Origin of the sequence: Klebsiella sp. I138 (assembly GCF_051131765.1) — a bacterium.
Classification (GTDB): Bacteria; Pseudomonadota; Gammaproteobacteria; order Enterobacterales; family Enterobacteriaceae; genus Klebsiella.
Genome location: NZ_CP180447.1, coordinates 141,971 through 157,055, shown reverse-complemented (window position 1 = coordinate 157,055; position 15,085 = coordinate 141,971). Strand labels below are relative to the sequence as shown.

Annotated in this window: 12 protein-coding genes, 6 tRNA genes and 2 other RNA genes; 10 read left to right on the top strand and 10 right to left on the bottom strand. The window is 51.6% G+C overall.

Annotation, left to right across the window (positions count from 1 at the left end):
• Positions 1-137 precede the first annotated feature (137 nt).
• Complete coding sequence (locus ACMYSK_RS00715; RefSeq protein WP_041146639.1) at positions 138-1,340, top strand: NupC/NupG family nucleoside CNT transporter; 1,203 nt, start codon at positions 138-140, stop codon at positions 1,338-1,340.
• Between the two features lie 41 nt (positions 1,341-1,381).
• On the opposite strand, the gene ACMYSK_RS00710 is transcribed toward ACMYSK_RS00715, so the two are convergent.
• From ACMYSK_RS00710 to ACMYSK_RS00700, 3 genes are all read right to left on the bottom strand, one after another.
• Positions 1,382-3,562 carry an EAL domain-containing protein gene (locus ACMYSK_RS00710; protein WP_434639433.1) on the bottom strand — a complete coding sequence of 727 codons (2,181 nt, stop codon included), beginning with the start codon at positions 3,560-3,562 and terminating at the stop codon, positions 1,382-1,384.
• 208 nt (positions 3,563-3,770) lie between these two features.
• Positions 3,771-3,846 (bottom strand) — tRNA-Ala (locus ACMYSK_RS00705).
• Between the two features lie 40 nt (positions 3,847-3,886).
• Positions 3,887-3,962, bottom strand: a tRNA-Ala gene (locus tag ACMYSK_RS00700).
• Between the two features lie 219 nt (positions 3,963-4,181).
• On the opposite strand from ACMYSK_RS00700, the gene ACMYSK_RS00695 reads away from it, so the two are divergent.
• Positions 4,182-4,535, top strand: a complete 354-nt coding sequence (locus ACMYSK_RS00695) for a YfeC-like transcriptional regulator (protein ID WP_434639431.1) — start codon at positions 4,182-4,184, stop codon at positions 4,533-4,535.
• Positions 4,536-4,539: 4 nt separating this feature from the next.
• Positions 4,540-4,932: a YfeC-like transcriptional regulator gene (locus ACMYSK_RS00690; protein WP_434643727.1), complete on the top strand. Its 393-nt coding sequence runs from the start codon at positions 4,540-4,542 to the stop codon at positions 4,930-4,932.
• Positions 4,933-4,994: 62 nt separating this feature from the next.
• Here ACMYSK_RS00690 and gltX read toward each other — a convergent pair whose 3' ends face one another.
• Complete coding sequence (gene gltX, locus ACMYSK_RS00685) at positions 4,995-6,413, bottom strand: glutamate--tRNA ligase (protein ID WP_434639429.1); 1,419 nt, start codon at positions 6,411-6,413, stop codon at positions 4,995-4,997.
• A gap of 259 nt (positions 6,414-6,672) precedes the next feature.
• On the opposite strand from gltX, the gene ACMYSK_RS00680 reads away from it, so the two are divergent.
• The 6 genes from ACMYSK_RS00680 (at position 6,673) to ACMYSK_RS00655 (ending at position 7,402) form a co-directional block, all read left to right on the top strand.
• A tRNA-Val gene (locus ACMYSK_RS00680) sits at positions 6,673-6,748 on the top strand.
• Between the two features lie 42 nt (positions 6,749-6,790).
• A tRNA-Val gene (locus ACMYSK_RS00675) sits at positions 6,791-6,866 on the top strand.
• A 46-nt stretch (positions 6,867-6,912) separates the two neighbouring features.
• Positions 6,913-6,988, top strand: a tRNA-Val gene (locus ACMYSK_RS00670).
• A 4-nt stretch (positions 6,989-6,992) separates the two neighbouring features.
• Positions 6,993-7,068: transfer RNA gene (locus ACMYSK_RS00665), tRNA-Lys, on the top strand.
• A 31-nt stretch (positions 7,069-7,099) separates the two neighbouring features.
• Positions 7,100-7,235: non-coding RNA, RtT sRNA (locus ACMYSK_RS00660), on the top strand.
• Between the two features lie 31 nt (positions 7,236-7,266).
• A non-coding RNA gene (locus ACMYSK_RS00655) (RtT sRNA) lies at positions 7,267-7,402 on the top strand.
• Between the two features lie 119 nt (positions 7,403-7,521).
• Here the strand turns inward: ACMYSK_RS00655 and ACMYSK_RS00650 are convergent.
• The 4 genes from ACMYSK_RS00650 to ACMYSK_RS00635 form a co-directional block, all read right to left on the bottom strand.
• A complete protein-coding gene (locus ACMYSK_RS00650; RefSeq protein WP_434639427.1) occupies positions 7,522-8,406 on the bottom strand; it encodes a LysR family transcriptional regulator in 885 nt (294 codons plus the stop codon).
• A 99-nt stretch (positions 8,407-8,505) separates the two neighbouring features.
• Positions 8,506-9,762 (bottom strand): nucleoside permease, encoded by a 1,257-nt coding sequence (locus ACMYSK_RS00645; protein ID WP_434639426.1) that lies wholly within the window; start codon positions 9,760-9,762, stop codon positions 8,506-8,508.
• 59 nt (positions 9,763-9,821) lie between these two features.
• Positions 9,822-10,655, bottom strand: a complete 834-nt coding sequence (gene xapA / locus ACMYSK_RS00640) for a xanthosine phosphorylase (protein ID WP_434639424.1) — start codon at positions 10,653-10,655, stop codon at positions 9,822-9,824.
• 122 nt (positions 10,656-10,777) lie between these two features.
• The gene (locus ACMYSK_RS00635; protein ID WP_434639422.1) at positions 10,778-11,704 is read right to left on the bottom strand and encodes a LysR family transcriptional regulator; all 927 of its coding nucleotides are present in this window, start codon (positions 11,702-11,704) and stop codon (positions 10,778-10,780) included.
• An 89-nt stretch (positions 11,705-11,793) separates the two neighbouring features.
• Between ACMYSK_RS00635 and ACMYSK_RS00630 the strand changes: the two genes are divergently transcribed.
• A complete protein-coding gene (locus ACMYSK_RS00630) occupies positions 11,794-12,792 on the top strand; it encodes a bile acid:sodium symporter family protein (RefSeq protein ID WP_434639420.1) in 999 nt (332 codons plus the stop codon).
• Here the strand turns inward: ACMYSK_RS00630 and ACMYSK_RS00625 are convergent.
• Positions 12,789-13,007 carry a DUF3820 family protein gene (locus tag ACMYSK_RS00625; RefSeq protein WP_013878164.1) on the bottom strand — a complete coding sequence of 73 codons (219 nt, stop codon included), beginning with the start codon at positions 13,005-13,007 and terminating at the stop codon, positions 12,789-12,791. The two genes, ACMYSK_RS00630 and ACMYSK_RS00625, sit on opposite strands and share 4 nt — an antisense overlap.
• A gap of 1 nt (position 13,008) precedes the next feature.
• Positions 13,009-15,024, bottom strand: coding sequence for an NAD-dependent DNA ligase LigA (ligA, locus tag ACMYSK_RS00620; RefSeq protein ID WP_434639419.1), 2,016 nt, complete (start codon positions 15,022-15,024; stop codon positions 13,009-13,011).
• Positions 15,025-15,085 lie beyond the last annotated feature (61 nt).

Genomic DNA, 15,085 nt, shown 5'->3' with positions numbered 1-15,085 from the left:
ACAAAAATGTATGTTTGATCACTAATTTGGTGATTGGTCACAGTTCCTTGCAATAGTGTGGATTTGATCTCGTTTTCTTTGGTCTTGTTACATAGAATGTGCACAGAAATTTAACCTGCCTCATATTTGGAGCAAATATGGACCGCGTCTTGCACTTTATCCTCGCGATCGTAGTGGTGGCTATACTGGCCCTTCTGGTCAGCCATAACCGTAAGCAAATTCGTATTCGTTATGTTATTCAATTACTTGTCATTGAAGTTTTGCTGGCATGGTTCTTCCTGAACTCTGATATTGGCCTGGGTTTTGTGAAAGGATTCTCCGAGATGTTCGAAAAACTTCTCGGCTTTGCGAACGAAGGGACCAACTTCGTCTTCGGTAATATGAATGACAAAGGCCTGGCCTTCTTCTTCCTGAAGGTTCTGTGCCCAATCGTCTTTATCTCCGCGCTGATCGGTATTTTGCAGCATATTCGCATCCTGCCTATCGTCATTCGCGCCATTGGTACCGTGCTGTCCAAAATTAACGGCATGGGCAAACTGGAGTCATTCAACGCCGTCAGCTCACTGATTCTCGGCCAGTCGGAAAACTTTATCGCCTATAAAGATATTCTCGGCAAAATGTCACGCAACCGCATGTACACCATGGCCGCGACCGCAATGTCGACCGTTTCCATGTCTATCGTCGGTGCGTACATGACGATGCTGCAACCAAAATATGTTGTGGCAGCACTGGTGCTTAACATGTTCAGTACCTTTATCGTCCTGTCGCTGATTAACCCGTATCGTGTCGATGAAAGCGAAGAAAATCTGCAGATGTCCAACCTGCATGAAGGCCAGAGCTTCTTTGAAATGCTGGGTGAATACATCCTGGCGGGCTTTAAAGTTGCCATTATCGTTGCGGCTATGCTGATCGGTTTCATCGCGTTAATCTCCGCGCTGAACGCCCTGTTCGCTACCGTCACCGGCTGGTTCGGCTACAGCATCTCCTTCCAGGGGATCCTTGGCTACATCTTCTATCCGGTTGCATGGGTTATGGGTGTACCGGCAGGTGAAGCGCTGCAGGTCGGCAGTATTATGGCCACCAAACTGGTTTCGAATGAATTCGTCGCGATGATGGATCTGCAGAAAATTGCCAGCACGCTTTCTCCGCGTGCCGAAGGTATTATCTCTATCTTCCTGGTTTCCTTCGCCAACTTCTCGTCTATCGGGATTATTGCCGGGGCGATTAAAGGCCTGAATGAAGAGCAAGGAAACGTGGTTTCCCGCTTTGGCCTGAAGCTGGTTTACGGTTCGACTCTGGTGAGCGTGCTCTCAGCGTCTATCGCCGCACTGGTTCTGTAATCTCGCCAGTGAGTATATAAGCCGGGCTTGCCCCGGCTTTTTTACGCCCGCAATTCGCTAAGCGGACGCGGCTTGCCGATCAAATATCCCTGCAAATAGTCAACGCCTAATGCCAGCAGCTTTTCTTTCTGCTGTTCCGTCTCGACGTACTCCGCCACCACCGTCAGATTTTTGGCTTTCGCGACCTCAATAATGGATTTAATCATGATGGCATCCAGCGGGTCGCTCTCGAGATCGCGGACAAAGCAGCCGTCAATCTTGACGATATCCGCCTGCAGGCGCTTCAGGCGCTCGTAGTTCGCATAACCTGTACCAAAATCATCAATGGCGATAGCGCAGCCAAAATCCCGCAATTGCTGAATGTTATGCATACTCTCTCCTGCATCGCTGAACGCCTGTTCTTCGGTAATCTCGATGGTTATCGCTTCTGGAGACAACTGATAGCGTTTAAACAAGGCAATAATCTGCGCTGCGCTATTATTTTGCATCAACGTGTAAGGCAGCAAGTTGACGGAAAAATGCTGTCCCGGGTGCAGGTATAACGTACTAAAAAGCGTCTCCAGAACCAGCATGTCAAAACGCTGGCTCAGGTTGAACTGAACAATCAGCGGGATAAACTGGTCAGGAGTCATCATCGCTTTATCACACTGCATACGCGTCAGGATTTCGTAATACCCCTCTCCTGCTGCATTCTGGATCGGCTGGGCATAGAGAATAAGACCACGCTCATTCAACGCCTGTTTCACCTGGGTCAACATCCGTACCTGTTCGCTGGTTTGATCGGAAACGTGTTCCTGTGCAGCGTCCAGCGCCAGGACCTGTCGGCCATTTCCCGCCTGCTCTGACAGCCAGCTCAGTTGGCCCAGCATCGGATGAAGTTCTTCTTCAACACCGCGGTATCTCACCCAGGCCGCGCCAAATTCCAGATCCAGAGCCTGATTGTTCCAGATGAATTTCTTGTGATTCAGCATCGCCACCATATGGCCCAGGCGAGCAGAAGGGTCAGGGCCTCCTAAAACCAGCAATAGTTCGCTGCCCGGAAGTTGAAAGAGTTCATCTTCTTCACCCAGAAGCGGCTGTAGTTTGCTGGCAATCTGGCGTTTGCAATGAACCCGCATCATCATCCCGTAATGGCGGCTGAGGAAGTCGAGGTTAGCGATTCGCAGGCTGCTGATGACGAAGTCAACGTCCTTGCGCAGGTAGCATTCGAGCGCACGCAGGTTGGGGAGCCCGGTTAGCGGGTCTTCCTGGGCCTGGTCCCGCCAGCGGAGTTTAATTCTTTCGTTCTGGCCATAAATATCTACCATATAAAACAAACAGATGGTAAAGGAGATCAGCACTGATAGTACAAATGACAGGGAATATTCAGTTTGAACACCCTGGAGAAAGTTTCGATTATAAGCCACGAGTAAAAATGCCGAAACAGTCCATGAAATACGAATTAATACGTGGCCCAGTCGGCTAATGCCGATAAAATAGAGGATGAAAATAAGCGGTACCAAATAACCTGCAATATAATCAGAATCATAGGGTGCGCAAAGTATCACTAATATGGCGCCCAACACCATAAACCAGTACAACGTAAATGCCCGACGCTCGCGGCATAACCACGGTTTGCAATGGCGTCGCCAGAATACTTTTGCGTAACGCGGACTGATAAGCATCCGCATTGGATAATAAAAGAAGGTGGTAAATATTAATGCAGCGCTGATTAAGCTTTGTATATCAATAATCGTATAAATAGCTGGCATACCCTTGAAATAGCTAGAGATAGCCAGCGGAAATGAGAAAAAAACGCCCACCAGATACATCGTCAACTTCATTAACACTGGTGCAAAAAAACCGCCCCAGAAGATCCGCGTTCCCATATATTTTGCCGTGAGCCCGCTGCGCCAGGTTCTGCCAATCAACATTCTGACAATCGCGCAGGACACCAGGACTGAAAATAGCTGACAAAATAACAGGAGTATCGACTGCAATAGCGTCAGGGGAAGGATCACATGATTGGTAATAGCAAAAGCAATGATTAATGGTGCAATTGCGTAGCGGCCAAATATAAAAATAACCGCGTACATCATACTTAATGGCAGCCATGCGAGAAAAACCTGGTTCCCGTCGACAATAGCTTGAGGTGAAATAAACCTGGCTAATGGGATTGATATTAAACAAACAACCAACGCGAGTAACGTTTTTCTGATATTAATGTTAAAGTTATCAATCATTGTTGTTAATCAAAACTCCGGCGTTGGGTAATACTGTTTTATCTGAATAAATATTAAAGGGGATGATTAATTCAGGCAAGAAAATAACCCGAGGAAGAATCTTAAATTACGTATAATTCTAATGGCAGAACAGTTCCTGACTTAACCAGAAAGTGCTTTACATTGGCGAGGGCAAAAAAAACCCCCGCCGTAGCGAGGGTTCCGAATTTGGTGGAGCTAAGCGGGATCGAACCGCTGACCTCTTGCATGCCATGCAAGCGCTCTCCCAGCTGAGCTATAGCCCCACAAAGTGTTTTACGAACCAAACCTGATGGGAACAGAGTTTGGTGGAGCTAAGCGGGATCGAACCGCTGACCTCTTGCATGCCATGCAAGCGCTCTCCCAGCTGAGCTATAGCCCCGAACCGTAAAACGTGTCGTGTTGACGGGCGGCATAATATGAATTCCTTCGTCAGGTGTCAACGGCAAAATTAATCCTCGCAATGTGATCGCTGAAAAAGCAGGCAACTCGCTGACATTGCGAGCCTTATCGCAGGTAGACGTTAAACATGTCACTCTTTCGCCTAAAAGGATGCTATAACATGAACAGCTAATTCCCACATTTTTACTCAGGAAATAGTATGCTCAAGGAACGAATGACACCTGAAGAAATCGCGCATCTCACCGGGTTCAGCCGGCAGACAATCAATAAATGGGTACGTAAAGAAGGGTGGCAAACCTCGCCTCGCCCCGGTGTGCAGGGTGGTAAAGCACGTCTCGTACACGTTAATGAACAAGTTAAAGAGTTTATTCGCAGCGCACAGCGCCTCGCGGAGCCCTCCTCTTCTTATTCCGCGGCAGAAAACGACCTTGAACCTTTACTCCTGACGCTCAGTAAAGAGATGACCCCTGGCGAACAAAAGCAGCTCATGTCGCTGCTGCTGCGTGAAGGCATTACCGGGTTACTCCAGCGTCTGGATATTCGTGACCAGTAACTTAATGATGAAACTAAAAGATAAAATGACGCCGGCTGAGCTGGCTGATTGCCTTGGGCTGGCCAGACAAACCATTAATCGTTGGGTCAGAGAACAACAGTGGCGCACGGAGAGCATTCCCGGCGTAAAGGGTGGACGTGCCCGCCTCATTGTTATCGATAAGTCGGTTCTCGATTTTCTGGCTAATATTCCGGCGCTGCGCCATCTGCTGACGGAGAACCAGCTGGCAGAGCCGACCAGCCACTATTTTGTTAACAATGCTGACGCCATCTGGCGGCAAATTGCTGAAACGCTGCATCTGATGACGGCGGAAGAGCAGCAGCACCTGCGGGATTTGCTCGCTCGGGAAGGGATCAGTGGTTTTTTGTCACGACTGGGCATTTCCGGCGAAAAATAAGCGAAAAAAAACGGCAGGATTGGACCTGCCGCTTTGTTAAGCCTTCAATAGTAAACCTGCTATCAGGATTGCTGGCTTTCGCGTTCTGCAATAAAAGCTAACGCTTTGTTGATACGTTCTACGCTGCGGGATTTGCCGATAGCATGGACCGTAACGTCAAGAGCCGGTGACTGACCAGCTCCTGTTACCGCAACGCGCAGCGGCATCCCAACTTTACCCATCCCGACTTCCAGCTCATCCGCCGTCGCCTGAATGGCATGGTGAACATTTTCTGCGGTCCACGCGCTGATGGCAGCAAGTTTGTCACGCACAACTTCCAGAGGCTGGCGAGCAACCGGGCGCAGATGTTTCTTCGCGGCGTCGGCATCAAACTCGGCAAACTCTTCATAGAAATAACGGCAGCTTGCCGCCATCTCTTTCAGCGTTTTGCAACGCTCGCCCAACAGAGTAACCAGCTCGGACAGCTGCGGACCATTACGAGTGTCGATATTTTCCTGCTCAATGTGCCACTGCAGGTAAGTTGCAACGTATTCCGGCGCCATCGAATTAATGTAGTGATGATTCAGCCACAGCAGTTTATCCGTGTTGAATGCGCTGGCCGATTTGCTCACCGACCCCAGGGAGAACAGCTTGATCATCTCTTCACGGCTGAAGATCTCCTGATCGCCGCTGGCCCAGCCCAGACGCACCAGATAGTTCAGCAGTGCTTCTGGCAGGTATCCGTCATCACGATACTGCATGACGCTCACGGCGCCGTGGCGTTTTGACAGTTTTTTGCCGTCATCGCCATTAATCATGGAAACATGGGCATACACCGGTACCGGTGCATTCAGCGCTTTCAGGATGTTGATCTGACGCGGGGTGTTGTTGATATGGTCTTCACCGCGGATCACGTGCGTGATCTCCATATCCCAGTCATCCACAACAACGCAGAAGTTGTAGGTCGGGGAGCCATCGGTACGACGAATGATCAGATCGTCCAGTTCCTGATTACTGAACTCGATCGGCCCACGGATCTGGTCGTCAAAAATGACAGAACCGTCTTGCGGGTTAGCAAAGCGTACGACGCAAGGTTCGTTCTCGGCGTGGTGTTCGTGACCGTGACGGCAGCGTCCGTCATAACGCGGCTTTTCACCGTTCGCCATCTGCTCTTCGCGCAGCGCGTCCAGACGTTCTTTCGAACAATAGCATTTATACGCCGTACCCGCTTCCAGCATTTCATCAATAACGGCGTTGTAGCGGTCAAAACGTTTGGTCTGGAAATACGGACCTTCGTCCCATTCCAGATTCAGCCAGTTCATCCCATCCATGATGGCTTCAATTGCTTCCGGTGTTGAGCGTTCAAGATCGGTGTCTTCAATACGCAGTACAAACTCACCGTCGTTGTGACGAGCAAAAAGCCAGGAATAGAGAGCAGTACGCGCACCGCCAACGTGCAGATAGCCTGTCGGGCTGGGCGCGAAGCGAGTTTTGATTTTCATGAAATGGCCTTACGTTTAATAAAGATGCCGACAACCGGCAGAGTCCGTGGGTATTTATGGAGGAATATTCTAACACCGTGGGCTGATTCCTCAATGTTGTTCAGGTCTGAACGTCACGCTTTGCTATTTTTGTTTATAAATCATGCGCCACAGATGCTTTCGCGATCGTTTTGGCTAATTTTACGACGAACAAACAAATTATTTAGAAAAGGCGTTGACTCATTTTCAACTCTCCCTATAATGCGACTCCACACAGCGGGGGTGATTAGCTCAGCTGGGAGAGCACCTCCCTTACAAGGAGGGGGTCGGCGGTTCGAACCCGTCATCACCCACCACTACTTAGGTAGTCTCCGCCGTGTAGCAAGAAATTGAGAAGTGGGTGATTAGCTCAGCTGGGAGAGCACCTCCCTTACAAGGAGGGGGTCGGCGGTTCGATCCCGTCATCACCCACCACTTTCTCGCCAGCTGGATTTCTTGTTAAAATGTGAAGTACCGAAGTGGGTGATTAGCTCAGCTGGGAGAGCACCTCCCTTACAAGGAGGGGGTCGGCGGTTCGATCCCGTCATCACCCACCACTTCGGGTCGTTAGCTCAGTTGGTAGAGCAGTTGACTTTTAATCAATTGGTCGCAGGTTCGAATCCTGCACGACCCACCAATGTAGAAAGGCGCCCTAAAGGCGCCTTTTTGCTATGCGCAATCCGTGCTGGATGAGAACCTGCCGCAGGTTCGACAAAATTGCCGGGAGCAATTTTGCATCGCCGCCCAGGCGACCCGAAGGGCGAGTCTCAGGATGAGACGAGTCATATCCTGCACGACCCACCAATGTAGAAAGGCGCCCTAAAGGCGCCTTTTTGCTATGCGCAATCCGTGCTGGATGAGAACCTGCCTCAGGTTCGACAAAATTGCCGGGAGCAATTTTGCATCGCCGCCCAGGCGACCCGAAGGGCGAGTCTCAGGATGAGACGAGTCATATCCTGCACGACCCACCAATGTAGAAAGGCGCCCTAAAGGCGCCTTTTTGCTATGCGTAAGCGGAAAAAGCGTCTTTTCCTGCCTGCAAATAAATAAGCCCGGCGAAGATGCTCACGGCACCTTTTTGCGATAGGCGTCAATTCACCAGTGCCGCAACCAGTTTATCCAGTGCAGGCGTGGTCTGATGTTGGTCGTATACGATAAATAAATCAGCGGGAATTCGCTCTTCCAGCGGACGAAATACCACCCCAGGCCATGTCATCTGCGCATAGCTATCCGCTATGAGCGTAATACCAATCCCCATGCTCACCATCGCCAGAACCGTTTGCGGCTCCATTACTTCACGGACAATCATCGGAGAGAATCCAGCACTCTGACAAACGCGTTGCAAAAACGTCCAGTCGGTATGTATTGAGGGCATGGTAACAAAGTATTCGTTACGTAACGCCTCAAGCGGTATTTTTTCACGAGCAGTAAGCGAATGCTCTTCAGGCATAGCAACTAAAAAAGAGGACTCATGTAAACGCAGACTGGTAAATCCAGGGGAAGGCTCTATCGCCATCCGCCAGATCCCGGCATCCAGCTCTCGTCGCTCCAGCATTGCCATCTGCATCGCCGGCATATTCTCTCTAAAAAGCACTTCAACGTTAGGGTTCTCTTTCAAAAAACGACGCATCACCGGGCGCATTTTCCCCCACATTGCCGTACCTATCACGCCCAGCTCTACCCGGCCCGCCTCCCCTCGCCCAATCTGCTCCACCCTCGCCAGAGCCTGATTTGCACTGGAAAGCAGACGACGAGACTCCTCCATCAGGATTTTACCTGCATGGGTCAACGCCACGCTGCGGGAGTGACGAACAAACAATAGCGTACCGAGCTGCTGCTCAAGCTCTTTGACGTGAATACTTAGCGGAGGTTGCGACATATTCAGACGTGCAGCCGCGCGACCAAAATGCAGTTCTTCTGCGACAGCAACAAAATAGCGCAATAACTTCAGATCGATACGATGCGTGCGTTCCATGTGCCATGCGCTCCTGAAGAGAAGAATAATGCGCAAAGTTACCACATAGCATCATAAAAACTGAAACGGCGGGTGCATGAACCCCGCCGTCAGAGAGGATTAATGGGCCAGCTGTTTCTTCATTAGCTTCTCAGGCTCGTGCTTGTACCTGAAGAACAGCGCAAAAATAACCGCCAGCATCAATGAATAGGCTGCGAACACCAGCCAGATAGTTTGCCAATCCTTTACGCCATCAATCGAGAAATAATCCACGGCCATACCGCTCAGAATCGACCCCACCCACGCCCCGACGCCGTTAACCATGGTCATAAACAGTCCTTGCGCGCTGGCGCGAATAGTCGAGCTGACCTCCTGCTCAACGAACACCGACCCCGAAATATTAAAGAAGTCGAATGCACAGCCGTATACAATCATCGACATCAGCAGCAGAACAAAACCAAACGGAGACGGATCGCCAAAGGCAAAAAAGCCAAAGCGCAGCGTCCACGCCAGCATGCTCATCAGCATCACCGTTTTAATACCGAAGCGTTTAAGAAAGAATGGAATGGTGAGAATAAAGCCGACTTCCGCCATCTGCGACACTGAAAGCAAAATAGAGGGATACCTCACCACGAAACTGTCGGCAAACTCCGGATTGCGGGCAAAATCATGCAGGAATGGGTTACCGAAAACGTTGGTAATTTGCAGCACGGCTCCCAGCATCATCGCAAACAAAAAGAAAATGCCCATCCGCGGATTTTTAAACAACACGAATGCATCCAGCCCCAGCCTACTGGCGAGCGTTGTACCGGCTTTCTTCTCGGCAACGGGAATTTTCGGTAGCGTAAACGCATACATCGCCAGGAATAACGACGCGCCAGAAGCGATGTACAGCTGCGCGCTGCTCAGTTCAAGCCCCATCAGGCTCACCGTCCACATGGCGACAATAAAACCAATAGTGCCAAATACGCGAATGGGGGGAAACGCGGTCGCCGGATCCTGACCAGACTGCGCCAGACAAGAGTAGGAGACGCTGTTTGACAACGAAATCGTCGGCATATAGGCCATCGCGTTAATCAGCATCACCCAGAACATCGTATCCGGATCGGTAACGGTCGTCGCATAAAGCAGCACTCCCGCACAGACGAGATGGCAGAGCAAGTAGGCCCGTTCTGCACGTAGCCATTTATCGGCAATAATCCCCATAATCCCCGGCATAATAATTGCTGCCAGCCCTTTAGAGCTATACACCATGCCAACGTTTGCACCGGTAAAATGCAACGTGTTTATCATGTAAGACCCCAGGGTTACCAGCCAGCTTCCCCAGATAAAATATTGCAAAAACGACATGAGTTTTAAGCGAGATGCGATACCCATTTTTCCGTTCCTTGCCATTAAAGTTAGACCCCGCAAGCGGGGTCATTTTTATTATTAATTCAGGCCAGTTTGCGTAAGAAGCCGCAGATCAGGTTGATAAAGTTCTGTCGGGAGAGTTCGGCTGCCGCCAGAGTTTGCGCGTGAGATAATTTGATATCACCCAGCCCTTCAGCCAGGTTGGTGATCGCGGAGACGGCCACGACCTTAAGTCCGCAATGGCGTGCGGAAATCACTTCTGGTACCACGGACATCCCCACCACATCGCCACCGATGATCTGCATCATGCGAATCTCTGCGGCTGTTTCAAAATTCGGCCCGGGATAAGAGACAAATACGCCCTCAGTGAGGGGAAACCCCTCTTCTGCCGCGACGCTTTGCAGAACCGCGCGATAATCCGCATCGTAGGCATTCGCCAGAGAAAAGAAGCGTTCGCCGAAGCGTTCATCGTTCAGACCCACCATTGGCGTACCTGGCATGGTATTAATGTGATCGCTTAAGGCCACCAGGCTACCCGGCCCAACGTCTGGACGTAAAGAACCTGCCGCGTTAGTACAAAACAGCAGTTCACACCCCAACAGTTTTAGCGTCCGAATAGCATCGGTCATCACCGTCATCCCCCGCCCTTCATAGAAGTGCCCACGCCCCTTCATACAGGCGACGGGAACGCCAGCCAGATTACCCAGTACCAGTTCACCCGCATGACCATGCACGGTGCTAACCGGGAAGCCCGGCAGTTTCTCGTAACTAATCGCCACGGCATCTTCAATTTGTTCTGCCAGCGCGCCAAGGCCAGAGCCAAGGATAAAAGCGACACGAGGCATAAAATCAGGCTTATAGCCGCGAATAATATCTGCGCTATACCATGGGTTTTGAGAGAAAAGAGAGTGGCTCATGAGATGTCCTTAAAAACTGAAGAATCGAGATATTGATTGGGTACCATGTTGTTATAACGATGGTACGCAATCGATTACCAATACAGTTTTCCAGGACGTTCAATATCAAAAAGCTATTGATTTCATTTCTGATACAAAGGGTCATGCTGACGCAAAGACGTTAACTGGCAGGCCTGCTGCCGCACCACTTCCCATAGCGCCTCTGCCGCAGTGGATAAGGAGCGATTTTTACGTCGTGCCAGCATCAGCTGGCGTTCCACCACCGGCGTAAGACGCTTCACCTGTAAATGGCTTCCCTGAGGGAGCGGCAGGGCTAGCGCAGGTAAGATGCTGATGCCGATCCCCGACTCAACCATCGGAAACAACGTTGCCGGATGGCCAATTTCCTGCACAATATTCGCGGTAACGGAAAACCCCGAGAGTGCGGCATCAATGAGCGGACGACTACCTGATGCGTAATCCTGCAACACCAGCCGCTCATGCTGAAGATCCTGCCAGCTCACGGATGCCTTTTGTGCAAAAGGGTGATCCCGACGACAAAGCAACAAAAATGGCTCTGCCAGCACCGTTTCACATTGCAGATCGGTTGCCGCACCGGGGTCAATAACAATGCCAAAATCCACTTCCCCCTGGCGGATACTTTCCAGAACCCACTGCTGCGGACGATCGTGCAAAACAAAGTCGATCTCCGGGTAACATTGATTACTGTGGGCAATACATTGTGGGATCAGATGCGCTGAAATCGTCTGGCTGGCCGCAACGCGTACGGTTCCCGTCAGCTGCTGTCCGACCCGCCCGGCATCGCGCAGCGTACTGGTTAATTCGTCCAGCAGGCGTTCAAGGCGACCGGCCAGCTGCTGCCCCGCTTCTGTCAGCACCACTTCTCGGGTCGTACGATCGAGCAAGCGAACGCCGGTCTGGTGCTCCAGCTCTTTTACGCTATGGCTGACCGCAGACTGACTGAGGCCGATAATCTCCCCTGCCCGGCTAAAACTTTTTGCCCGGGCAACGGTGACGAAAACCTTTAACTGGCGTAGAGAATAATTCATATTTTTTATTCATGAATGAATGCAATAAATTAATTTTATTTCTCAAAATAGAAAAAGCACAATAGCTATATCGATTTTCAGGAGCGTTTATGAAACTTTTCCGCATTCTTGATCCATTTACTCTTACCCTCGTCACCGTGGTGCTTCTGGCCTCTTTTTTTCCGGCCCGCGGCGGTTTTGTCCCCTTCTTTGAGAATTTAACCACCGCCGCCATTGCGCTGCTGTTTTTTATGCACGGCGCTAAACTCTCCCGCGAGGCCATTGTTGCCGGCGGCGGTCACTGGCGTTTGCACCTGTGGGTCATGTGCAGTACGTTTATTGTCTTCCCGATTCTCGGTGTGTTATTTGCCTGGTGGGCACCCGTTAACGTCGACCCGGCGCTGTATACCGGATTTATCTATCTTTGCATCTTACCCGCTACCGTCCAGTCGGCGATTGCTTTCACCTCCCTGGCCGGGGGGAACGTCGCTGCGGCGGTGTGCTCCGCATCGGCCTCAAGTTTGCTGGGGATTTTTATTTCACCCTTGCTGGTTGGCCTGTTGATGAATCTGCACGGCGCCGGTGGCAGCCTGGAACAGGTCGGTAAGATTATGCTGCAGCTTCTGCTGCCGTTTGTTCTTGGCCACCTCTCTCGCCCGTGGATTGGCGATTGGGTTGCACGCCATAAAAAGTGGATCTCAAAAACCGATCAGACTTCTATTCTGCTGGTGGTCTACTCCGCATTCAGCGAAGCCGTGGTGAACGGGATCTGGCATAAAGTCGGCGTCGGCTCGCTGCTGTTCATCGTGATCGTCAGCCTGGTCCTGCTGGCCATTGTGATTGCCATTAATATCTTCGTCGCACGTAAATGCGGCTTTAATAAAGCCGACGAAATCACGATTGTGTTCTGTGGTTCGAAAAAGAGCCTGGCGAACGGCATACCGATGGCCAACATTCTCTTCCCGACGTCAATTCTGGGGATAATGGTGCTGCCGCTGATGATTTTCCATCAGATTCAGCTGATGGTGTGCGCCGTGCTGGCACGACGCTACAAACGACAGGCTGAAGAGCGACAGGCGCAGGAGAAAACCCGCGCCTCTGAGGCTTAACGCGGCTGCTTCAAGGGCTGAACCAACTGGGTCAGCCCTTCGGTTTTAATCAATAAGGTTAATGCCATCAGTTCCCCAAGATGCCCGGCAGGAAACTGATCTTTACGGGCAAACCACAGCAAATATTCCTCCGGCACATCAATCAGACGACGGCCTTTGTATTTGCCAAACGGCATCTCCGTATTAGCAATCTCGATAAGCTGTGCCTTATCCACGTTATTCTCCCAGCAGCCGCAGCATTTCGGCTTCGTCAATCACCTCAATACCCAGCTCCTGCGCTTTAGCCAGCTTAGAGCCCGCGGCTTCGCCGGCAATCACCAGATCCGTTTTTTTCGAGACGCTACCGGCCACTTTCGCCCCCAGCGCAGCCAGCCGCGCTTTGGCATCATCGCGCGAAAGCTGGCTAAGGCTGCCGGTCAGGACAACCGTTTTACCGGCAAACGGGCTGTCAATTTCCTCAGCATTGACGACCACTGGTGCAGGCCAGTTGACCCCCTCAGCACGCAGTTGAGCGATCACATCGCGGTTGCTCTCTTCGGCAAAGAAGTTAAAAACGTGGGTGGCAACGACGATACCCACGTCCGGCACTTTTTGCAGCTCCTCAATGGAAGCCTGCTCAAGCGCTTCAATCGTCGCAAAATATGCCGCCAGACCGGCCGCCGTTGCTTCACCGACTTCGCGAATACCTAATGCGTAGAGGAAACGCGCAAAGGTCGTTGCTTTTGATTTTTCCAGAGCATTAACGACATTTTGTGCTGATTTCGGCCCCATACGCTCCAGGCCCGTGAGTTTCCCGGCGGTTAAGCGAAACAGATCTGCCGGGGTGTGGACATACTCTTTCTCAACCAGCTGGTCGATAATTTTATCTCCCATCCCTTCCACATCTAACGCGCGGCGAGAGACAAAATGCTTTAACGCTTCCTTGCGCTGTGCGCCGCAAATCAGCCCGCCGGTACAACGTGTGACGACCTCGCCCTCAACGCGTTCGACATCGGAGTGACACACTGGGCAATGGGTGGGAAAGACGATTTCGCGCGTATCATCCGGGCGCTCTGAGAGTACGACGTTGACGACCTGCGGAATCACGTCGCCCGCGCGACGAATCACCACTTTATCGCCAATACGCAGGCCCAGACGCTCAATTTCATCGGCATTATGCAAGGTGGCATTACTTACCAGAACGCCAGCCACATGCACCGGCTCAAGGCGCGCTACCGGTGTGATGGCCCCGGTACGACCGACCTGAAACTCCACGTCTCGTACAAACGTCATCTGCTCCTGGGCCGGGAATTTAAAGGCCACGGCCCAGCGCGGCGCACGGGCCACAAACCCCAGTTGTTCCTGAAGCTCAAGAGAATCGACTTTGATAACCACGCCATCAATATCAAAACCTAAATTCGGCCGGTCTTCTTCAACTTTTCGGTAGTAAGTAAGCACTTCCTCTGGGGTATGGCAAAGTTTCACCCGATTGCTAACCGGCAGCCCCCATGCTTTAAACTGCTGCAGACGACCGGAATGGCTCCCCGGCAGTTCACCGCCATCAAGCGCGCCCACGCCGTAGCAGAAGAAAGTAAGTGGTCGCTTCGCAGTAATGCGCGGATCGAGCTGGCGCAATGAGCCTGCCGCCGCGTTGCGCGGGTTAGCAAACACCTTTCCTCCGGTACGACGAGCTTCTTCGTTGATTTTTTCAAAGCCGGCCTGAGGTAAGAAGACCTCGCCGCGAACTTCCAGCCGAGCAGGGATATTATCGCCCCGCAGCTTCAGCGGGATGGCGCGAATTGTTCTGACGTTGGCCGTAATATCCTCGCCGGTAGTGCCGTCGCCGCGGGTTGCCGCCTGCACCAGCACGCCGTTTTCATACAAGATACTAACCGCCAGTCCGTCCAGCTTCAGTTCACAACAATAAATCAGGTCATCACTGCTCTTGAGCCGGTCCTGAACGCGCTTATTGAAAGCGAGGAAGCTCTCTTCATCAAAGACGTTGTCCAGTGACAGCATCGGAACGTCGTGGCGAACCTGGCTGAATGACGCCAGCGGCGCCGCGCCCACGCGTTGGGTTGGCGAATCGGGGGTAATCAGCTCCGGGTGCCGGGCTTCCAGCTCGCGTAGCTCACGCATCAGCCGGTCATATTCCGCATCCGGAATTTCCGGGGTATCCATAACATGGTACAGATATTCATGATGGCGAAGCGTGGTTCGCAGTTCAGTTAGTTTTTGTTCGATCGATTCCATATCACACCATCAATGATAAAAAACCCCCGGCAGGCGGGGGTTCTGGATTGGTAGACGAAAC